The 20,120-nt window shown below is 61.4% G+C and carries 17 protein-coding genes; 8 read left to right on the top strand and 9 right to left on the bottom strand.

Annotation, left to right across the window (positions count from 1 at the left end; genetic code table 11):
- Nucleotides 1-11: 11 nt before the first annotated feature.
- The 6 genes from prpD to AC07NR_RS04555 form a co-directional block, all read right to left on the bottom strand.
- Nucleotides 12-1,496: a 2-methylcitrate dehydratase gene (gene prpD / locus AC07NR_RS04530; protein ID WP_495077901.1), complete on the bottom strand. Its 1,485-nt coding sequence runs from the start codon at nt 1,494-1,496 to the stop codon at nt 12-14.
- A gap of 118 nt (nt 1,497-1,614) precedes the next feature.
- Nucleotides 1,615-2,805 (bottom strand): 2-methylaconitate cis-trans isomerase PrpF, encoded by a 1,191-nt coding sequence (prpF, locus tag AC07NR_RS04535; RefSeq protein WP_495077902.1) that lies wholly within the window; start codon nt 2,803-2,805, stop codon nt 1,615-1,617.
- 54 nt (nt 2,806-2,859) lie between these two features.
- Nucleotides 2,860-5,454, bottom strand: coding sequence for a Fe/S-dependent 2-methylisocitrate dehydratase AcnD (gene acnD, locus AC07NR_RS04540; protein WP_495077903.1), 2,595 nt, complete (start codon nt 5,452-5,454; stop codon nt 2,860-2,862).
- 61 nt (nt 5,455-5,515) lie between these two features.
- The gene (gene prpC / locus AC07NR_RS04545; RefSeq protein WP_495077904.1) at nt 5,516-6,643 is read right to left on the bottom strand and encodes a bifunctional 2-methylcitrate synthase/citrate synthase; all 1,128 of its coding nucleotides are present in this window, start codon (nt 6,641-6,643) and stop codon (nt 5,516-5,518) included.
- 43 nt (nt 6,644-6,686) lie between these two features.
- The gene (gene prpB, locus AC07NR_RS04550; RefSeq protein ID WP_085711892.1) at nt 6,687-7,577 is read right to left on the bottom strand and encodes a methylisocitrate lyase; all 891 of its coding nucleotides are present in this window, start codon (nt 7,575-7,577) and stop codon (nt 6,687-6,689) included.
- Nucleotides 7,574-8,296 (bottom strand): GntR family transcriptional regulator, encoded by a 723-nt coding sequence (locus tag AC07NR_RS04555; protein ID WP_169432611.1) that lies wholly within the window; start codon nt 8,294-8,296, stop codon nt 7,574-7,576. The genes prpB and AC07NR_RS04555 overlap by 4 nt, the downstream gene beginning before the upstream one ends.
- Nucleotides 8,297-8,594: 298 nt before the next feature.
- Here AC07NR_RS04555 and rloA point away from each other — a divergent pair, with 298 nt between their 5' ends.
- The 4 genes from rloA to pabB all read left to right on the top strand — a co-directional run bounded on the left by rloA (nt 8,595) and on the right by pabB (nt 13,110).
- On the top strand, nt 8,595-9,131 hold the full coding sequence (gene rloA, locus AC07NR_RS04560; protein WP_065258027.1) for a retropepsin-like aspartic peptidase RloA: 537 nt from the start codon (nt 8,595-8,597) through the stop codon (nt 9,129-9,131).
- A gap of 5 nt (nt 9,132-9,136) precedes the next feature.
- Nucleotides 9,137-10,672, top strand: a complete 1,536-nt coding sequence (rloB, locus tag AC07NR_RS04565) for an osmotic stress tolerance membrane protein RloB (RefSeq protein ID WP_085711890.1) — start codon at nt 9,137-9,139, stop codon at nt 10,670-10,672.
- Nucleotides 10,672-11,658, top strand: coding sequence for an alpha-L-glutamate ligase-like protein (locus tag AC07NR_RS04570; RefSeq protein WP_495077905.1), 987 nt, complete (start codon nt 10,672-10,674; stop codon nt 11,656-11,658). The genes rloB and AC07NR_RS04570 overlap by 1 nt, the downstream gene beginning before the upstream one ends.
- Nucleotides 11,659-11,766: 108 nt before the next feature.
- A complete protein-coding gene (gene pabB / locus AC07NR_RS04575) occupies nt 11,767-13,110 on the top strand; it encodes an aminodeoxychorismate synthase component I (RefSeq protein ID WP_495077906.1) in 1,344 nt (447 codons plus the stop codon).
- A 41-nt stretch (nt 13,111-13,151) separates the two neighbouring features.
- On the opposite strand, the gene thrH is transcribed toward pabB, so the two are convergent.
- Nucleotides 13,152-13,769 (bottom strand): bifunctional phosphoserine phosphatase/homoserine phosphotransferase ThrH, encoded by a 618-nt coding sequence (thrH, locus tag AC07NR_RS04580; protein ID WP_305835201.1) that lies wholly within the window; start codon nt 13,767-13,769, stop codon nt 13,152-13,154.
- Nucleotides 13,770-13,932: 163 nt separating this feature from the next.
- Here thrH and AC07NR_RS04585 point away from each other — a divergent pair, with 163 nt between their 5' ends.
- From AC07NR_RS04585 to AC07NR_RS04595, 3 genes are all read left to right on the top strand, one after another.
- Nucleotides 13,933-14,667, top strand: a complete 735-nt coding sequence (locus AC07NR_RS04585) for a phosphoadenylyl-sulfate reductase (protein WP_085711886.1) — start codon at nt 13,933-13,935, stop codon at nt 14,665-14,667.
- Nucleotides 14,668-15,146: 479 nt separating this feature from the next.
- Nucleotides 15,147-16,691 carry an NCS1 family nucleobase:cation symporter-1 gene (locus tag AC07NR_RS04590; RefSeq protein WP_192553144.1) on the top strand — a complete coding sequence of 515 codons (1,545 nt, stop codon included), beginning with the start codon at nt 15,147-15,149 and terminating at the stop codon, nt 16,689-16,691.
- A 54-nt stretch (nt 16,692-16,745) separates the two neighbouring features.
- Nucleotides 16,746-17,474 (top strand): aspartate/glutamate racemase family protein, encoded by a 729-nt coding sequence (locus AC07NR_RS04595; RefSeq protein ID WP_085711883.1) that lies wholly within the window; start codon nt 16,746-16,748, stop codon nt 17,472-17,474.
- On the opposite strand, the gene AC07NR_RS04600 is transcribed toward AC07NR_RS04595, so the two are convergent.
- Nucleotides 17,443-18,384 (bottom strand): LysR family transcriptional regulator, encoded by a 942-nt coding sequence (locus AC07NR_RS04600; protein ID WP_495077907.1) that lies wholly within the window; start codon nt 18,382-18,384, stop codon nt 17,443-17,445. The genes AC07NR_RS04595 and AC07NR_RS04600 overlap by 32 nt on opposite strands.
- Before the next feature lie 125 nt (nt 18,385-18,509).
- On the opposite strand from AC07NR_RS04600, the gene AC07NR_RS04605 reads away from it, so the two are divergent.
- A complete protein-coding gene (locus AC07NR_RS04605) occupies nt 18,510-19,256 on the top strand; it encodes a 3-oxoacyl-ACP reductase family protein (RefSeq protein ID WP_248741033.1) in 747 nt (248 codons plus the stop codon).
- A gap of 70 nt (nt 19,257-19,326) precedes the next feature.
- Here the strand turns inward: AC07NR_RS04605 and AC07NR_RS04610 are convergent, their stop codons facing one another.
- The gene (locus AC07NR_RS04610) at nt 19,327-20,022 is read right to left on the bottom strand and encodes an HAD-IA family hydrolase (protein WP_495077908.1); all 696 of its coding nucleotides are present in this window, start codon (nt 20,020-20,022) and stop codon (nt 19,327-19,329) included.
- Nucleotides 20,023-20,120 lie beyond the last annotated feature (98 nt).

The raw sequence follows: 20,120 nt of genomic DNA on the forward strand, positions 1-20,120 counted from the left end.
ATCCCGGCGTTTCAGATCACGAACAAGTCGACAAAACGGTTCACCGGCGTCGCCGCAAGCCGCGCCTGATCCTTGCACAGCGCAAGGATCTCGGCGCTGCGCTGGCCGGTGAAACGCGTGGCCAGGTTCGCCCTGAACTTGTCCTCCAGCAACGGAATGCCCTCGGCTCGACGCCGGCGGTGACCGATCGGGTATTCCACCACCACGTTTTCGGTGCTGGAACCGTCCTTGAAAAACACCTGCACCGCGTTGGCAATCGAACGTTTGTCGGCTTCGAGGTATTCGCGGGTGAAACGTGGATCTTCGACGATGACCATTTTTTCGCGCAGCACATCGATGATCGGATGCGCCGCGTGGAAATCGTCTTCGTACTGCTCGGCCACCAGATTGCCGAACGCCAGCGGCACGGCGGTCATGTACTGGATGCAGTGATCGCGATCGGCGGCGTTGGCCATCGGCCCGACCTTGGAAATGATGCGGATCGCCGATTCGTGGGTGGTGATGACGATACGGTCGATCTCATGCAGACGATTGCGCACCTGCGGGTGCAAAGTCACGGCGGCTTCGCAGGCAGTTTGCGCATGGAATTCGGCGGGGAAGCTGATCTTGAACAGCACGTTTTCCATCACGTAACTGCCGAAGGGTCGCGAGAAGCTGAAGGCGCGTTTGCCTTCAGGCTTGAGCGCCAGATCGTTGTTGGTGTGGCTGAACAGCACGTCGTAGAAGCCCCACTGCTTTGCCGTCAACACGCCGGGAATGCCCATTTCGCCGCGCATCGCGATATCCGCCAGACGCACCCCGCGACTCGACGCATCCCCCGCTGCCCAGGATTTGCGCGAACCGGCGTTCGGCGCATGCCGGTAAGTGCGCAGCGCCTGACCATCGGCAAACGCATGGGATAACGCCGACAGCAGTTGCTCGCGATTGGCGCCCATGAGTTTGGCGACAACGGCTGTCGAAGCCACTTTCACCAGAATCACATGGTCGAGGCCTACCCGGTTGAAGGAGTTTTCCAGGGCGATCACGCCTTGAATCTCGTGGGCCATGATCATCGCTTCGAGCACATCGCGTACCGTCAACGGCGCTTCGCCATTGGCCAGACGCTTCTGCGACAGGTGATCGGCCACCGCGAGAATCCCGCCGAGGTTGTCCGACGGATGCCCCCATTCGGCGGCGAGCCAGGTGTCGTTGTAGTCGAGCCAGCGCACGATGCAGCCGATATCCCACGCGGCTTTGACCGGATCCAGGCGATAGGACGTGCCGGGGACTCGCGCGCCGAATGGCACGACGGTGCCTTCGACGATGGGCCCGAGGTGTTTGGTGCATTCGGGGAAACGCAGGGCCAGCAGGCCGCAGCCCAAGGTGTCCATCAGGCAGTTGCGGGCGGTGTCGAGGGCTTCGGTGGATTCGATTCTGTAGGTGAGGACGTAATCGGCGATGTCCTGCAGGACACGGTCGTAGTCGGGGCGGTTGTTCAGGTCGACGTTGGCGCTCATGTTCGATTCACTCTTCAAAGTGGTTCGTTGATGGGACCTCGGTTCAGGGCTAATTTTTCTTGTTATTGAAATACGCAAAGCGCCGAGAGCGATCAGGCTCGCTCTCGGCGACTGTCCGTCAGAACGAATCTCCAGGCACGCGGACGTAACCTTCCATCAACACCCGCGCACTTCGGCTCATGATCGCTTTCTTCACGACCCACTCACCGTTTTCCAGGCTGGCCTCGGCCCCGACGCGCAACGTCCCGGACGGATGCCCGAAGCGCACGGCATTGCGTTCAACGCCACCGGCCGCGAGGTTCACCAAGGTCCCGGAAATCGCCGCCGCAGTACCAATCGCCACCGCCGCCGTGCCCATCATCGCGTGGTGCAACTTGCCCATCGACAACGCCCGCACCAGCAGATCCACATCCCCGGCGCCAATCGCCTTGCCACTGGACGCCACGTAATCCGCAGGCCGAGCCACGAAAGCCACCTTCGGCGTGTGCTGACGCTTGGCCGCTTCGTCAATGTTGGAAATCAGGCCCATGCGCAGCGCACCGTAAGCACGGATGGTCTCGAACATCTGCAAAGCCTTCGGATCGCTGTTGATCGCGCTCTGCAATTCGGTGCCGGTGTAACCGATGTCTTCGGCGTTGACGAAGATCGTCGGGATACCCGCGTTGATCATGGTCGCCTTGAAGGTGCCGACGCCCGGCACTTCCAGTTCGTCGATCAGGTTGCCGGTGGGGAACATCGAGCCACCGCCGCCCTCTTCTTCCGCCGCCGGGTCCATGAATTCGACCTGCACTTCGGCAGCAGGGAAGGTCACGCCGTCGAGTTCGAAATCTCCGGTTTCCTGGACTTCGCCGTTGGTGATCGGCACGTGGGCAATGATCGTTTTGCCGATGTTGGCCTGCCACACGCGAACCACCGCCACACCGTTGTGCGGAATGCGGCTGACATCCACCAGGCCGTTGCTGATGGCAAACGAACCGACCGCCGCCGACAGGTTGCCGCAGTTGCCGCTCCAGTCCACGAACGGCTTGTCGATCGACACCTGACCGAACAGGTAATCGACGTCGTGATCGGCCTTGATGCTTTTCGACAGGATCACGGTTTTGCTGGTGCTGGACGTGGCGCTGCCCATGCCGTCGATCTGCTTGTCGTAAGGGTCGGGGCTGCCGATTACCCGCAGCAGCAAGGCATCGCGGGTCGGGCCGGGAATTTGCGCCGCTTCAGGCAAGTCGGTGAGGCTGAAAAACACGCCTTTGCTGGTGCCGCCGCGCATGTAGGTGGCGGGGATTTTTATTTGCGGTGCGTGAGCCATGGTGCTCCTTAACGAAAGCATGGGACTTGAAGTCCCATGCCCACATCGATTGATTTAAACGGCAACCGCCGATTCTTCGAGGAAGTCCTGAGCGAAGCGCTGCAGCACACCGCCGGCCTCGTAGATCGACACTTCTTCGGCGGTATCGAGGCGGCAGGTCACCGGTACGTCGACGCGTTCGCCGTTCTTGCGATGGATCACCAGCGTCAGGTCGGCGCGCGGCGTGCGGGCGCCGATCACGTCGTAGGTTTCACTGCCGTCGATGCCCAAGGTCTTGCGGTCGGTGCCCGGTTTGAACTCCAGCGGCAGCACGCCCATACCCACCAGGTTGGTGCGGTGAATGCGCTCGAAACCTTCGGCGGCAATCGCTTCCACACCCGCCAGACGCACGCCTTTGGCCGCCCAGTCCCGGGACGAACCCTGGCCGTAGTCGGCGCCGGCGATGATGATCAGCGGCTGCTTGCGTTCCATGTAGGTTTCGATGGCTTCCCACATGCGCATCACGTGGCCTTCCGGCTCCACACGGGCCAGCGAGCCCTGCTTGACCTTGCCGTTTTCCACGACCATTTCGTTGAACAGTTTCGGGTTGGCAAACGTTGCGCGCTGCGCGGTCAGGTGGTCGCCACGGTGGGTCGCGTAAGAGTTGAAGTCCTCTTCCGGCAGGCCCATTTTCGCCAGGTATTCGCCGGCGGCGCTGTCGAGCATGATCGCGTTCGACGGCGACAGGTGATCGGTGGTGATGTTGTCCGGCAGCACCGCCAGCGGGCGCATGCCCTTGAGCGGACGCGCCCCGGCCAGCGCGCCTTCCCAGTACGGCGGACGGCGGATGTAGGTGCTCATCTCGCGCCAGTCGTACAGCGGCGTGACTTTCGGGCCGGTGTCTTCATGGATGGCGAACATCGGGATGTAAACCTGACGGAACTGCTCGGGCTTCACCGACGACTTCACCACCGCATCGATTTCTTCGTCGCTCGGCCAGATGTCCTTCAGGCGGATTTCCTTGCCGTCGACCACGCCGAGCACGTCTTTTTCGATGTCGAAACGGATGGTGCCGGCAATCGCGTAGGCCACCACCAGCGGTGGCGAAGCGAGGAATGCCTGCTTGGCGTACGGGTGAATCCGGCCGTCGAAGTTGCGGTTGCCGGACAGCACGGCGGTGGCGTACAGATCACGGTCGATGATCTCTTGCTGGATCACCGGATCCAGCGCCCCGGACATGCCGTTGCAAGTGGTGCAGGCAAACGCGACGACGCCGAAACCGAGTTGCTCCAGCTCCGTGGTCAGGCCCGCTTCATCGAGGTACAGCGCCACGGTTTTCGAGCCCGGCGCCAGCGACGACTTGACCCAAGGCTTGCGGGTCAGCCCGAGCTTGTTGGCATTGCGCGCCAGCAGGCCGGCGGCGATCACATTGCGCGGGTTGCTGGTGTTGGTGCAACTGGTGATGGCAGCGATGATCACCGCGCCGTCGGGCATCTGGCCGGGCACGTCTTCCCATTTCCCGGAGATGCCTTTGGCCGCCAGATCCGATACCGCCACGCGAGCGTGCGGGTTGCTCGGGCCGGCCATGTTGCGCACCACCGAAGACAGGTCGAAGGTCAGGCCGCGCTCGTACTGCGCGCCTTTCAGGCTGTCGGCCCACAGGCCGATCTGTTTGGCGTATTGCTCGACCAGTTGTACCTGCTGGTCTTCACGACCGGTCAATTTCAGGTAATCGATGGTCTGCTGGTCGATGTAGAACATCGCGGCAGTAGCGCCGTATTCCGGGGCCATGTTGGAGATGGTCGCGCGGTCGCCGAGGGTCAGCGCGGAAGCACCTTCGCCGAAGAACTCCAGCCATGCGCCCACGACTTTCTGTTTGCGCAGGTATTCGGTCAGTGCCAGCACCATGTCGGTGGCGGTGATGCCCGGTTGCAGCTTGCCGGTCAGTTCGACGCCGACGCTTTCCGGCAGGCGCATCCACGACGCACGACCGAGCATCACGCTCTCGGCTTCAAGCCCACCGACGCCGATGGCGATTACGCCCAGTGCATCGACGTGCGGGGTGTGACTGTCGGTGCCGACGCAGGTGTCAGGGAAGGCCACGCCGTCGCGCACCTGGATCACCGGAGACATTTTCTCCAGGTTGATCTGGTGCATGATGCCGTTGCCCGGCGGGATCACGTCGACGTTCTTGAACGCCTTCTTGGTCCAGTTGATGAAGTGGAAACGGTCTTCATTGCGACGGTCTTCGATGGCGCGGTTCTTCTCGAACGCCTGCTTGTCAAAACCGCCTGCCTCCACCGCCAGCGAGTGGTCGACGATCAGTTGCGTCGGCACCACCGGGTTGACCTGCGCCGGGTCGCCGCCCTGCTGGGCAATCGCGTCGCGCAGGCCGGCCAGATCCACCAGCGCGGTCTGGCCGAGAATGTCGTGGCACACCACACGAGCCGGGAACCACGGGAAGTCGAGGTCGCGCTTGCGCTCGATCAGTTGCTTCAGGGAATCGGTGAGCGTGGCCGGGTCGCAGCGACGCACGAGGTTTTCCGCCAGCACGCGAGAGGTGTACGGCAGGGTGTCGTAGCTGCCGGGCTGGATCGCATCGACAGCCGCACGGACGTCGAAAAAGTCCAGCGGCGTGCCGGGCAGGTTCTTGCGAAATTCTGTGTTCATCGGTCAGGACTCGGTCACGGTAGTTTCAAAGAGGGGGCGCCTGTACCGGCGCCCTCCCCGGTCAGCGCTGTTCGATCGGCACGAACTTGCGCTGTTCGACGCCGGTGTACTCGGCGCTTGGACGGATGATGCGGTTGTTGGCGCGCTGTTCGAACACGTGCGCTGCCCAGCCGGTCAGGCGCGAGCAGACGAAGATCGGGGTGAACAGCTTGGTCGGGATGCCCATGAAGTGGTACGCCGAGGCATGGTAGAAGTCGGCGTTGGGGAACAGTTTCTTCTGCTCCCACATGGTCTTGTCGATGGCTTCGGAAACCGCGAACAACACTTTATCGCCCACTTCGTCGGCGAGTTGTTTCGACCAGCCCTTGATCACCTCGTTGCGCGGATCGCTGTCCTTATAGATCGCGTGGCCGAAGCCCATGATCTTGTCCTTGCGCTCGAGCATGCCGAGGGTGCCCTTGATCGCCTCTTCCGGCGACGAGAAGCGCTCGATCATTTCCATCGCCGCTTCGTTGGCGCCGCCGTGCAGCGGGCCGCGCAGCGAGCCGATGGCTGCAGTGACGCAGGAATACAGGTCGGACAGGGTCGAAGCGCACACCCGGGCGGTGAAGGTCGAGGCGTTGAACTCGTGCTCGGCGTAGAGGATCAGCGAGACGTTCATCACTTTGACGTGCAGCTCGCTCGGTTTCTTGTCGTGCAACAGGTGCAGGAAATGACCACCGATGGACGGCTCGTCGCTCACGCAGTTGATGCGTTTGCCGTCGTGGCTGAAGCGATACCAGTAGCACATGATCGCCGGGAACGCGGCCAGCAGGCGGTCGGTCTTGTCGCGTTGCTCGGAGAAGTCCTTTTCCGGCTCAATGTTGCCCAGGAACGAGCAGCCGGTGCGCATCACGTCCATAGGGTGGGCGTCGGCGGGGATGCGTTCCAGCACTTCCTTCAGCGCTTGCGGCAGGTCGCGCAGCTTGCTCAGCTTGCCTTGATACTCGGCGAGCTGGGCCTTGGTCGGCAGCTCTCCGTAGAGCAGCAGGTACGCCACTTCTTCAAATTGTGCGTCTGCCGCCAGTTCGCGCACGTCGTAGCCGCGATAGGTCAGCCCGGCACCGGCCTGGCCCACGGTGGACAGTGCGGTTTGCCCGGCAACCTGGCCCCGGAGCCCGGCGCCACTGAGTACTTTTGCTTCGGCCATTGTTGTCTCCAATCTTGAATTTGTTAGGGAGTACGGTCGCGGCTTACTTCTTCGCCGCAAACAACGCGTCGAGCTTCTGCTCGAAGGTGTGGTAATCGATGCGATCGTAGAGCTCCATGCGAGTCTGCATGGTGTCGATGACATTCTGCTGGGTGCCGTCGCGGCGAATCGCGGTGTAGACGTTTTCCGCTGCCTTGTTCATCGCGCGGAACGCCGACAGCGGGTAGAGCACCAGCGACACATCCGCTCCGGCCAACTGCTCGGTGGTGTACAGCGGCGTCGAGCCGAACTCGGTGATGTTGGCCAGGATCGGCGCTTTCACGCGGTTGGCGAACAGCTTGTACATCTCAAGTTCGGTGATGGCTTCCGGGAAGATCATATCGGCACCGGCCTCGATACACGCGGCGGCGCGATCCAGTGCCGATTCCAGGCCCTCAACGGCCAGCGCGTCGGTGCGGGCCATGATCACGAAGCTGTCGTCGGTACGGGCATCGACGGCGGCCTTGATGCGGTCGACCATTTCCTGCTGAGTCACGATCTCTTTGTTCGGACGGTGGCCGCAGCGTTTGGCGCCGACCTGGTCTTCGATGTGGATCGCAGCGGCGCCGAACTTGATCATCGACTTCACGGTACGCGCCACGTTGAACGCCGAGGCGCCGAAACCGGTGTCCACATCCACCAGCAGCGGCAGGTCGCAGACGTCGGTGATGCGGCGCACGTCGGTCAGCACGTCATCCAGACCGGTGATGCCCAGGTCCGGCACGCCGAGGGAGCCGGCAGCCACCCCGCCACCGGAGAGGTAAATCGCCTTGAAACCGGCGCGCTTGGCCAGCAGCGCGTGGTTGGCGTTGATCGCGCCGACCACTTGCAACGGATGTTCGCTGGCGACCGCATCGCGGAAACGCTGGCCTGGAGTGCTCTTGTTGGAACTCATGACTCACCTCGTTCAGTGGCTGTCTTATTGTCGGCGCCGTCCTGGTAATGACGGGCGATGTTGCGTTTCGAGGCGCCGATGTGGCGGCGCATCAACAATTCCGCGAGCTCGCCGTCACGGTCGGCGATGGCATCGAGAATCCGGTGGTGTTCGGCAAAGGCCTGGCGCGGGCGGTTGGGCGTGGTGGAAAACTGGATGCGGTACATGCGCACCAGTTGATACAGCTCACCGCAGAGCATCTGGGTCAGGGTGCGGTTGCCGCTGCCCTGGATGATCCGGTAGTGAAAGTCGAAATCGCCTTCCTGCTGGTAGTAGCCGACGCCGGCCTGAAACGCCGCATCGCGCTCGTGGGTTTCCAGCACCCGGCGCAGTTCGTCGATTTCTTCGACGCTCATGCGTTCGGCCGCCAGACGGCAGGCCATCCCTTCAAGGGATTCGCGGATTTCGTAGAGTTCGAGCAGTTCGGCATGGCTCAACGAGACCACCCGCGCGCCGACATGCGGCACGCGCACCAGCAGGCGCTGGCCTTCCAACCGGTGAATCGCCTCGCGCAGCGGCCCGCGACTGATGCCGTAGGTGCGCGCCAGTTCCGGCTCGGAGATCTTGCTGCCCGGGGCGATTTCGCCTTTGACGATGGCGGCCTGGATACGCCGGAAGACGTTTTCGGACAGGGTTTCCGAATCGTCGCCGCTGATGACCGGGGGATCGAGTTGATCCAGCATATTGTCGACACCTTTAAATCCAATGCGGCAAAAACTAGCGAATCAGCCCGCAGCAGTCAAAGGATAAATGGATATTGTCGACAATCGTCTAATAACGCCCGATATCAGCCCCAAGGGTTATAGACCCGCTCGGGCGCTGGCGCCATAAAACCACCGTGCTAGAATGCCGCCCGCATTTGCCAGTCACTTGCACGGCTTGTCATAAAAAGCTGATAGGCACACGAAGGCGCGCGCAGACAGGATCTCCTGATGCCGTGGCCCTGAACCGAGAACGGAACGCTGCTCGCCAGGATTTATGAGACTCAAGCCCTTCCCCACCTTTTTCTATCTGTTTTGCCTGCCCGGCCTGGCCGTGGCGGGGGAAAAGACTGTGTACGGCCTCAACGAGTACGCCGCCCTCGACGGGATCAACCTGGAAGTGGCGGCGAAACTCGATACCGGGGCGAAAACCGCCTCCCTGAGCGCCCGCGACATCAAACGCTTCAAGCGCAACGGTGAATCCTGGGTGCGTTTCTACCTGGCCATCGACGCTGCGCATTCGCACCCGATCGAACGGCCGCTGGCCCGGGTCAGCAAGATCAAGCGCCGCGCCGGCGACTACGACCCGGAAGAAGGCAAGAAGTACACCGCACGCCCGGTGATCGAGCTGGATATCTGCATGGGTTCGGCGATGCGCAGCATCGAAGTGAACCTGACCGACCGCAGTGCGTTCCAATACCCGCTTTTGATCGGCTCCGAGGCGCTGAAACGCTTCGATGCGCTGGTCGATCCCAGTCTTAAATACGCTGCCGGCAAACCCGCCTGCGCCATCGCCGCTCATACCGCCGAGTAATTTCCATGCGTTCTCTAACCTTCCACCTGAAAATCCTGATCACCATCCTGGTGCTCCTGGGCGTTTCGGTTACGGCCTATCAGATTTTCGTGCTCGGCATTCCGGTGACCGAAGACGCCACCGACGACTTGTGGAACATCGACGCCAAGGTCGAGTTCGTCGCCAGCACCAAGGATCCGGTCAAGATCCAGATGTTCGTGCCGCCCCTGAGCCGCGATTACGTCAGCCTCAATGAAAGTTTCATCTCCAACAACTACGGCGTGGCGGTCAACCGTGTCGACGGCAACCGCAAGGTCACCTGGTCGGCGCGCCGGGCCAAGGGCAACCAGACCCTTTATTACCGTCTGGTGCTGACCAAGCGTTACACCGCCGAGAAAACCAAGGTCAAAGGCCCGACTTTCCGCGACAGCATGGCCATCGAAGGCCCGGAAAAAATCGCCGCCGAAGCCCTGCTCGCGCCGATCCGCCAGCACTCGGCAGACGTCGAAACCTTCATTGGCGAGGCGATCAAACGTGTCAACAACACCAACGACGACAACGTAAAACTGCTGCTGGCGGGCGACCCGTCAACAGCCCACAAGGCAAAAATCGTAGAACTGCTGCTGTCCATCGCCCACGTTCCGGTCGAGAAAGTCCACACCATCCGCCTCGTCGCCGATCAGCCGCAAACCCCTGAACTGTGGCTGCGCAGCTTCAACGGCAACGACTGGCTGTACTTCAACCCGGAAACCGGCGAACAAGGCCTGCCGACCGACCGCCTGCTGTGGTGGACCGGCGATGAAAACCTGATCACCGTCGACGGCGCGAAGAAAGCCAACGTGACCTTCAGCCTGAACAACAGCGAGATGAACGCGATTCGTCTGGCCAAGCTGACCGACGAAAACACCGATGCCAACTTCCTCGAATACTCGCTGTACGGCCTGCCGCTGCAAACCCAGCAAACGTTCATGATCATGGTGATGATCCCGATCGGCGTGCTCGTGATCCTGATCCTGCGCAATCTGGTCGGCCTGCAGACCCTCGGCACATTCACCCCGGTGCTGATCGCCCTGGCCTTCCGCGAGACGCAGCTGGGCTTCGGCATCCTGTTGTTTACCGTGATCACGGCGCTGGGGCTGTCACTGCGCTCCTATCTGGAACATCTGAAACTGCAAATGCTGCCGCGACTGTCGGTGGTGCTGACGTTCGTGGTGGTGCTGATCGCGGCGATCAGCCTGTTCAGCCACAAGCTCGGTCTGGAACGCGGTCTGTCGGTGGCGCTGTTCCCGATGGTGATTCTGACCATGACCATCGAACGCCTGTCGATCACCTGGGAAGAGCGTGGCGCCAGCCATGCCTTGAAAGTGGCGATCGGCACGCTGTTCGCGGCGTCCCTGGCGCACTTGATCATGACCGTTCCGGAGTTGGTGTATTTCGTGTTCACCTTCCCGGCGATCCTGCTGATCCTGGTGGGCTTCATGCTGGCCATGGGTCGCTATCGCGGTTATCGCCTGACCGAACTGGTGCGCTTCAAGGCCTTCCTGAAGAAGGCTGACGCCTGATGTTCGGTTTCTGGAAAACCTGGAAGGCCCTGGAAGCCCGGGGCATCATGGGCATCAATCGGCGTAACGCGGACTACGTGCTCAAGTACAACAAGCGCAGTCTCTACCCGATCGTCGATGACAAGATCATCACCAAGGAGCGCGCGATCAAGGCCGGCATCCATGTGCCGGAACTGTATGGCGTGATTTCCACGGAGAAGGAAATCGACAAGCTCGACGAGATCATCGGCGGGCGCAACGACTTCGTGATCAAGCCGGCCCAGGGCGCCGGCGGTGACGGCATCATCGTCATCGCCGACCGCTTCGAAGGTCGCTATCGCACGGTGTCGGGCAAGATCCTCACCCACGAGGAGCTGGAGCACCATATCTCCAGCATCCTCACCGGCCTGTATTCGCTCGGCGGCCACCGTGACCGGGCACTGATCGAATATCGGGTGACTCCGGACCAGATCTTCAAGAGCATCAGCTACGAAGGTGTGCCGGACATCCGCATCATCGTGCTGATGGGCTACCCGGTGATGGCCATGTTGCGCCTGCCGACCCGGCAGTCCGGCGGCAAGGCCAACCTGCACCAGGGCGCCATCGGCGTCGGTGTCGACCTGGCGACCGGCCTGACCCTGCGCGGCACCTGGCTGAACAACATCATCGCCAAACACCCGGACACCACCAACGCGGTGGACGGCGTGCAACTGCCCTACTGGGACGGTTTCATGAGGCTCGCCGCCGGTTGCTATGAGCTGTGTGGCCTGGGTTACATCGGCGTGGACATGGTGCTGGACCAGGAGAAAGGCCCGCTGATTCTGGAGCTGAACGCGCGGCCGGGGCTGAATATCCAGATTGCCAATGACTGCGGGCTGACGGCACGGACCCATGCGGTGGAAGCGCATCTGGAGGATCTCAAGACCCGCGGCGTGACTGAAACGGTTGAAGAGCGGGTAGCGTTTGCTCAGGAACTGTTCGGGCATATTCCGGTGATCGAAGGCTGAGTCGCGTTACCTGCTCCCGATCTGCCAATCCCCGACATCCCCTCTAGGAGCAATTCCCTGAGGGGACTACAATCCCCACCCCGCCTCGATGGCCGATCTGCCCCGCCCATGTTGACCTGTTCCGTACACCCGCTGCCCTACCGCGCCAACCCCGCCGACTATTTCGCGGCAATCCGCCATGCGCCCGGCGCCGTGCTGCTCGACAGCGGCCGACCGAGTGCCGACCGTGGCCGTTATGACCTTCTCAGTGCGTGGCCGCTGGAACAACTGGCGGTGTTGCCCGACGAGCGTGGCGACGATTTCCTGCAACGCCTGCGAGACAATCTGGCGCGCCTCGGCGAGGCACAGCTGCCTTCGGAATACGAGCTGCCGTTCGCCGGTGGCCTGATCGGTTACCTGAGTTACGACTTCGGCCGGCATCTGGAAAACCTGCCTAGTCAGGCGCTGGACGATCTGCAACTGCCGGATGCGCGATTCGGTCTGTATGACTGGGCATTGATCAGCGATCACCAGAAAGCGACCAGCCAACTGGTGTTTCACCCGTCGGTAAGCGACAGCGAGAAACAACGGTTGGTCGATCTGTTCAGCCTACCGGTGATCGTTGAGCTGACGCCGTTCAAGCTGAACACAGCGATGACTGCCGACCTTTCGGCCGACGACTATCGTCAGGCGCTCGAACGCATTCATCAATACATCCAGGCCGGCGACTGCTATCAGGTGAACTTCGCCCAGCGCTTCCGCGCACCGTGTGAAGGTGACCCATGGCTGGCTTACTGTGCGTTGCGTGAGGCCTGCCCGACGCCGTTTTCCGGGTTCCAGAGCCTGCCCGATGGCAACGCAGTGCTGAGCCTGTCACCCGAGCGATTCGTCAAAGTCAGCCAGCGCCAGGTGGAAACCCGCCCGATCAAAGGCACCCGCCCCCGTGGCGCGACCCCGGCCGAAGACGCGGCCAACGCCGCCGAACTGCTGGCCAGCCCCAAGGACCGTGCGGAAAACCTGATGATCGTCGATCTGTTGCGCAACGATCTGGGCCGCACCTGCCGAATCGGCTCGGTGCGGGTGCCGGAGCTGTTCAGCCTGGAAAGCTATCCGAACGTGCATCACCTGGTCAGCAGCGTGACCGGTGAGCTGGCGGTGGATCGCGATGCCCTGGATCTGATTGCCGGCAGCTTCCCCGGTGGCTCGATCACCGGCGCGCCGAAGATTCGTGCGATGCAGATCATTGATGAACTGGAGCCGACTCGACGCGGCTTGTATTGCGGCTCGTTGCTGTATCTGGACGTGCGTGGCGAGATGGACAGTTCCATCGCGATTCGCAGTCTGTTGGTTAAGGATGGGCAGGTGTGCTGCTGGGGCGGCGGCGGGATCGTCGCCGATTCGGATTGGGAGGCGGAGTATCAGGAGTCGATCACCAAGGTCAGAGTCCTGCTCGAAACCTTGCAGAACCTCTGACGCTTGTGGCGAGGGTGGTTGCGCCCTCGCCGCCGCATGACTTACAGGCTCAGATCGCGGTTCGAAGCCTTGAGAAACTCCTGCTTCAACTCGGCAAAGCTGTGCACCGCCGGAAACTGCGGAAACTCGCGGATCACGTTATCCGGCGCATGGAACAGAATCCCCGCATCCGCCTCGCCCAGCATGCTGGTGTCGTTGTAGGAATCCCCCGCCGCAATCACCCGGTAATACAGACTCTTGAACGCCAGGACCGACTGACGTTTCGGATCTTTCTGACGCAACTGGTAGCTCGTCACCCGCCCGCCGTCGTCGGTAATCAGTCGATGGCAAAGCAAGGTCGGAAAGCCCAGCTGACGCATCAGCGGCTGGGAAAATTCGTAGAAGGTGTCCGAAAGAATCACCACCTGAAACCGCTCGCGCAGCCAGTTGACGAACTCCACCGCGCCGTCCAGCGGCTTGAGGGTGGCGATCACTTCCTGAATGTCCGAAAGCTTGAGGCCATGTTCGTCGAGGATGCGCAGGCGCTGTTTCATCAGCACGTCGTAGTCGGGAATGTCCCGGGTGGTGGCCTTGAGCGATTCGATTCCGGTTTTTTCGGCGAAGGCGATCCAGATTTCCGGTACCAGCACTCCTTCAAGATCAAGACAGGCAATTTCCACAGGACACTCCGTTTGTAATGTTTATTGAGTCGAGCGAGGCGGAACTCTAGCGGCTCGTTCCGGGCCACGCAACGCAGAGTGCCCCCCCGACCTGCGCCGCTTTTTGTTAACATCGCCGCCATATAGAGCGCCCAGCGCCACCGACCTGTAGGAAGCCGCCCTGATGAGCCCAACGTTCGACGTCGTGGAACTCGCCACGACCTATGCCAACAAATCCGCCCAGGACATCCTCAAACTCGCATTCGCCGAGTTCGGCGATGACCTGTGGATATCTTTCAGCGGCGCCGAGGATGTGGTGCTGGTGGACATGGCCTGGAAGCTGAACAAGAACGTCAAGGTGTTCAGTCTCGACACTGGCCGTCTGCACCCGGAAACCTACCGTTTCATCGATCAGGTGCGCGAGCACTACAAGATCGACATCGAACTGGTCTCGCCGGACTACACGAAACTCGAACCGTTCGTGAAGGAAAAAGGCCTGTTCAGTTTCTATAAGGACGGCCATGGCGAGTGCTGCGGGATCCGCAAGATCGAGCCGCTGCGCCGCAAACTGTCCGGCGTCAAAGCCTGGGCCACCGGCCAGCGCCGCGACCAGAGCCCGGGCACCCGCAGCGCGGTCGCGGTGATGGAAATCGACAGCGCGTTCTCCACCCCGGAGCGCACCCTGTACAAATTCAACCCGCTGGCGCAGATGACCAGCGAGGAAATCTGGGGCTACATCCGCATGCTGGAGCTGCCGTACAACAGCCTGCATGAACGCGGTTTCATCAGCATCGGCTGTGAACCCTGCACCCGCCCTGTCCTGCCGAACCAGCACGAGCGCGAAGGCCGCTGGTGGTGGGAAGAAGCGACCCAGAAAGAATGCGGGTTGCACGCCGGGAATATCATCAGCAAGGCGTAAACCGCTCGCCCCACAGTTGTCTCTGCCAGACATGAAAAATGTGTACACACGAATGTCACCATCGGTGCCATTTATGTGTGCACTTTTCATTTCCGCGCCCTGAAAAGTTACATCCCGCTGCCAAAGCGATCCCTTCCGGCGTCCGCCAAAATCCCTTCCGAAAAATAAATACCTGTTCGAACGGTCAATTTATATCGCCTTAATTTCAGCGACTTAGCGCACTTCAATAACTTTTCGAAATCAGTGGTGGTTTTCATAGATCGCTGGCTGGCACAGATTTGGCTTAAGTGCATACATGTTTTGTATACAAAACTGCAAAACATGAACCCACACTTTCGATCCGCAAGCCTGAAGCGCCCTATCCCGTACAGGCTGCAGATGCCCCGTAACCAGTGATGTTTCAGCGTCGCGACGAAGATCTGCCGAGCCCGAGCGCTCATGCACAGTCATCGCGGCCCGAACATCAGGAGCCTGCCGGAATGCGTACGAGTCTTTCGAACAACAACATCGCGCTGAATCTGCCCTCCTCCTCAACCCTCGATCACACCGTGCCCGGTGACGGCATCGCCGAACCGCTGCAACTGAGCCCGCGCCTGCATAACAGCGACCTCGCACCGACCAAGGTCGAAGGACGGCGCTGGGGCAAATACAGCATCTTCGCCCTGTGGACCAACGATGTGCACAACATCGCCAACTACTCGTTTGCCATCGGTCTGTACGCCCTGGGCCTGGGCGGCTGGCAGATTCTGCTGTCGCTGGGGATCGGCGCGGCGCTGGTGTATTTCTTCATGAATCTGTCGGGCTACATGGGGCAGAAAACCGGCGTGCCGTTTCCGGTTATCAGCCGCATCAGTTTCGGCATTCACGGGGCACAGATTCCTGCATTGATCCGGGCGGTTATCGCCATCGCCTGGTTCGGGATTCAGACGTACCTGGCGTCGGTGGTATTTCGCGTGTTGCTCACGGCGATCCATCCCGGTTTCGCCGACTACGACCACAACTCGATCCTCGGCCTGTCGAGCCTGGGCTGGGTGTGTTTCGTGGCGATCTGGTTCGTGCAACTGGGGATTCTGGCCTACGGCATGGAAATGGTCCGACGCTATGAAGCGTTCGCCGGTCCGGTGATTCTGCTGACCGTCGCCTGCCTCGCCGCGTGGATGTACACCCAGGCCAACGCGACCATCGCCTGGTCGATCCGCGAACCGCTGACCGGCGGTGAGATGTGGCGCAATATTTTTGCCGGCGGCGCTTTGTGGCTGGCGATCTACGGCACGTTGATCCTCAACTTCTGCGACTTCGCCCGTTCTTCGCCGTGCCGCAAAACCATCAAGATCGGAAATTTCTGGGGCCTGCCGGTGAATATTCTGGTGTTCGCCGGGATCACCGTCCTGCTGTGCGGTGCGCAATTTCAGATCAACGGCCGGATCATCGAGAGCCCGACCGAAATCATCGCCTCGATCCCCAACACCTTCTTTCTGGTACTCGGCTGCCTGGCGTTCCTGATCGTCACCGTAGCGGTGAACATCATGGCCAACTTCGTCGCCCCGGCCTTCGTGCTCAGCAACCTGGCGCCGAAGTACCTGACGTTCCGCCGCGCCGGGCTGATCAGCGCCACCATCGCCGTGCTGATCCTGCCGTGGAATCTCTACAACAGCCCGCTGGTGATCGTGTATTTCCTGTCCGGCCTCGGCGCCCTGCTCGGCCCGCTCTACGGCGTGATCATGGTGGACTACTGGCTGATCCGCAAAGGCCGGATCCACGTGCCGCAGCTGTACAGCGAAGACCCGAACGGTGCGTATTTCTACAGCCGCGGGGTCAATCTGCGGGCGGTTGCGGCGTTCATTCCGGCCGCGCTGATCGCCATCGTCCTGGCGCTGGTGCCAGGGTTCCACAGCGTTTCGCCGTTCTCCTGGCTGATCGGTGCCGGCATCGCCGGAATGCTTTACCTGATCGTCGCCAAACGCCAGCCGCACTACGCCGACGTGGACGGTGAAGCCATCGCTGTCGACAACGTCAGCCACTGAATCTTTTGGCGGCCCTTCGCGGGGCCGCAGAACCAACCGCAATAAGGACTTCCCATGCGAATTCTCGTGGTCAACGTCAACACCACCGAATCCATCACTCAGGCCATCGCCCGCTCGGCGCAGGCTGTGGCTTCCCCCGGCACCGAAATCGTCGGTCTGACGCCGTACTTCGGGGCTGATTCAGTCGAAGGCAATTTCGAAAGTTACCTGGCGGCCATCGCCGTGATGGACCGGGTGATGTCCTACGACCAGCCGTTCGACGCAGTGATCCAGGCCGGCTACGGCGAACACGGTCGCGAAGGTTTGCAGGAATTGCTCAACGTGCCGGTGGTGGATATCACCGATGCGGCGGCCAGCACCGCGATGTTTCTGGGCCACGCCTATTCGGTGGTCACCACGCTGGATCGCACCGTGCCGTTGATCGAGGATCGCCTGAAACTCTCGGGCCTGTGGGATCGCTGCGCCTCGGTGCGGGCCAGCGGCCTGGCGGTTCTGGAGCTGGAACACGAACCTCAGCGAGCGCTGGAGGCGATCGTGCATCAGGCCGAACTGGCGGTGACTCAGGATAAAGCCGAGGTGATCTGCCTCGGTTGCGGCGGCATGGCCGGGCTCGATGAGAAGATCCGCCAGCGCACCGGGGTGCCAGTGATCGATGGCGTCACCGCTGCCGTGACCATCGCCGAATCGCTGGTTCGACTGGGGCTATCAACGTCCAAGGTGCGGACGTATGCGACCCCACGGCCGAAAACCATCATCGGCTGGCCAGCACGTTTTGCGCGTTGAACCGCTCGGCGAGCCCCTGGGTTGCAAATTGTTCGATGATGAAATCGACGAACGCCCGGGTCTTGCCCGGCAGCAGTTTGTGTTCGGCGTAATAGATGGAGATGTTGCCGTCGTCGACGTACCAGTCGGGCAAGACCCGCTGTAACGTTCCCGCCTCCAGATAGCCGACGGCGAACGGCATGCTCACCAACGCAATCCCCAATCCCTGCGCCGCCGTGGCGCAGGCGGCTTCGGAATCGCTCATGGTCATTCGCGCCGTGAGGGTCAACGGGCTGTGTTGCTGCGTGCGATGGGTCAACTGCCAGGAACGCACACGACCGGTCTGCGGCGAACGGATCAGGATGCCCTCGTGCAGTTTGAGGTCGTCCGGTTCGCTGATCGGCGCGTGCCGATCCAGATAATCCGCCGAAGCCACCAACACCCGATGCGCCGGCGTCAGCCTGCGTGCCACCACGCCTTGGGGCAGCTCGAAGCCGCCGCCAATCGCCGCATCAAAACCCTGGCCGATCAGATCGACCTGTCGGTTATCGAAATGCCAGTCCGGGTTGATCGCCGGAAACCTTGTCAGGAATTCCCCCAGCAACGGCACGATGTACAAGCGGCCGAACACCGTGCCCATGCTGACTTTCAGCGTGCCGGCCGGTTGACCGCCGGCGCTGGCCAGATTGCTCACGGCATTCTGGATGGTGGTCAGGCTGCCGCTGACCTCACTCAGAAACAATTGCCCCGCTTCCGTCAGGGTCAATCTTCGGGTGCTACGCTGGAACAGCCTCACGCCAAGGCGCGCTTCCAGTTTCGCCACGCTTTTGCCCACGGCGGCCGGTGTCAGGCTCAGGCGACGCGCGGCTTCGGCAAAGCTGCCGACTTCGGCGCTACGCACGAAGCATTCGATACTGCTGAAGGTTTCCATGGCCGCCATTCCATACTTTTGGTTTACACAGACTATAGCAACCACGGTCTACTCGCCCGGTGGCGAGGGGCAGATACTCGACACCACACCAAGGCAGCCTGCCTTGAAATTTCTGGAGATCGAACATGACCACTCAACACCTCAGCGGTAAAGTCGCTCTGATTCAAGGCGGCTCTCGCGGCATCGGTGCCGCCATCGTCAAGCGCCTGGCCGCCGAAGGCGCCGCGGTTGCCTTCACCTACGTCAGCTCCGCCGCCAAGGCTGAAGAACTGCAAAACAGCATCACCGCGAGCGGCGGCAAAGCCCTGGCGATCAAGGCCGACAGCGCCGACGCCAGCGCCATCCGCAACGCCGTGAACGCCACCGTCGAAACCTTTGGCCGCCTCGACATTCTGGTCAACAACGCCGGCGTATTGGCCGTCGCCCCGCTGGAAGACTTCAAACTGGAAGACTTCGACCAGACCCTGGCAATTAACGTGCGCAGCGTGTTCATCGCCAGTCAGGAAGCCGCCAGACACATGGGCGAAGGCTCGCGCATCATCAACATCGGCAGCACCAACGCCGACCGCATGCCCTTCGCCGGTGGCGGCGTGTATGCGATGAGCAAATCCGCCCTGGTGGGCCTGACCAAAGGCCTGGCCCGCGACCTCGGCCCACGGGGCATCACCATCAACAACGTGCAGCCCGGCCCGGTGGACACTGATATGAACCCGGCCCACGGCGACTTTGCCGAAAGCCTGATTCCGCTCATGGCGGTCGGTCGTTACGGCAAAGCCGAGGAAATCGCCAGCTTCGTCGCCTACCTCGCAGGCCCGGAGGCCGGTTACATCACCGGTGCGAGCCTGAGTATCGACGGTGGTTTCGGCGCCTGATTGTTTCGAGTGATCGAAAAACGCCGCCCCTCTGTTAATAGAGGGGCGGCGTTTTTTATCTGTGGTCTGGTCAGGCCCAATCGAGCGCTGGCAAACCACAGGCACTCGGCGTGAACGCTTTCAAACTACGAAGAATCCCGTCAGCGTGTGCGTATTTTTCATCGGCCATGGCGGCATCGGGAATCGCGATGGCGGTCATGCCGGCTGCTTTCGCGGCTGTCACGCCGAACGGCGAATCCTCGAACACCAGACAATCTTCCGGCGCCACACCGAGGCGGCGAGCGGCGGTGAGGAAAATGTCCGGCGCCGGTTTGGCCGCGCCGACTTCCGGGTCGTCGGCGGTAACGATGAAGTCGAACAACGCAAACCAGTCGCGGTGCAACGTGGTTTTCTGACCGAACGACTGGCGCGACGAACTGGTACCGACGGCAATCGGAATGTTGTGCGCCTTGAGGTGACGAATCAGTTCCTCGGCACCCGGCATCGCTTGCGCGGTGGGAAAACGCTCGCGCATCAGCGGCTCGCGGATCACCAGAAATTCTTCGGCGGTGATCGGCAGATCCAGCGCCTCGACCACATAACGGGCCAGATCGCCGGCGCCACGCCCGATGATGTTTTGCTTGATGCTCCAGTCGAACGTGCGCCCGTAACGCTCGGCAATCAGCGAGGTGACCTCGGTGTAGATGCCCTCGGTGTCCAGCAGCAAACCGTCCATATCGAAAATCACGGCCTTGATCGGGCCGAACGCCTTCAGCGGTGCATTCATCATCGGATCCGTTATCAAAAACATCCCAGGCGGCATCGGGTACCGCTGCTCGGATCTGATTAAAGGGTTCAGCAGCATAACGAGCGCGGCCGAGGTTG

This window comes from Pseudomonas sp. GW821-FHT09C09 (assembly GCF_059418105.1).

Coding starts and splice junctions, on each gene's coding strand:
- rloA (WP_065258027.1), top strand. CDS start 8,595: ATGAGACTCAAGCCCTTCCCCACCTTTTTCTATCTGTTTTGCCTGCCC.
- AC07NR_RS04585 (WP_085711886.1), top strand. CDS start 13,933: ATGAGCCCAACGTTCGACGTCGTGGAACTCGCCACGACCTATGCCAAC.
- AC07NR_RS04570 (WP_495077905.1), top strand. CDS start 10,672: ATGTTCGGTTTCTGGAAAACCTGGAAGGCCCTGGAAGCCCGGGGCATC.
- acnD (WP_495077903.1), bottom strand. CDS start 5,454: ATGAACACAGAATTTCGCAAGAACCTGCCCGGCACGCCGCTGGACTTT.
- AC07NR_RS04600 (WP_495077907.1), bottom strand. CDS start 18,384: ATGGAAACCTTCAGCAGTATCGAATGCTTCGTGCGTAGCGCCGAAGTC.
- pabB (WP_495077906.1), top strand. CDS start 11,767: ATGTTGACCTGTTCCGTACACCCGCTGCCCTACCGCGCCAACCCCGCC.
- prpC (WP_495077904.1), bottom strand. CDS start 6,643: ATGGCCGAAGCAAAAGTACTCAGTGGCGCCGGGCTCCGGGGCCAGGTT.
- prpB (WP_085711892.1), bottom strand. CDS start 7,577: ATGAGTTCCAACAAGAGCACTCCAGGCCAGCGTTTCCGCGATGCGGTC.
- prpD (WP_495077901.1), bottom strand. CDS start 1,496: ATGAGCGCCAACGTCGACCTGAACAACCGCCCCGACTACGACCGTGTC.
- AC07NR_RS04605 (WP_248741033.1), top strand. CDS start 18,510: ATGACCACTCAACACCTCAGCGGTAAAGTCGCTCTGATTCAAGGCGGC.
- AC07NR_RS04595 (WP_085711883.1), top strand. CDS start 16,746: ATGCGAATTCTCGTGGTCAACGTCAACACCACCGAATCCATCACTCAG.
- rloB (WP_085711890.1), top strand. CDS start 9,137: ATGCGTTCTCTAACCTTCCACCTGAAAATCCTGATCACCATCCTGGTG.
- prpF (WP_495077902.1), bottom strand. CDS start 2,805: ATGGCTCACGCACCGCAAATAAAAATCCCCGCCACCTACATGCGCGGC.
- AC07NR_RS04590 (WP_192553144.1), top strand. CDS start 15,147: ATGCGTACGAGTCTTTCGAACAACAACATCGCGCTGAATCTGCCCTCC.
- AC07NR_RS04610 (WP_495077908.1), bottom strand. CDS start 20,022: ATGAATGCACCGCTGAAGGCGTTCGGCCCGATCAAGGCCGTGATTTTC.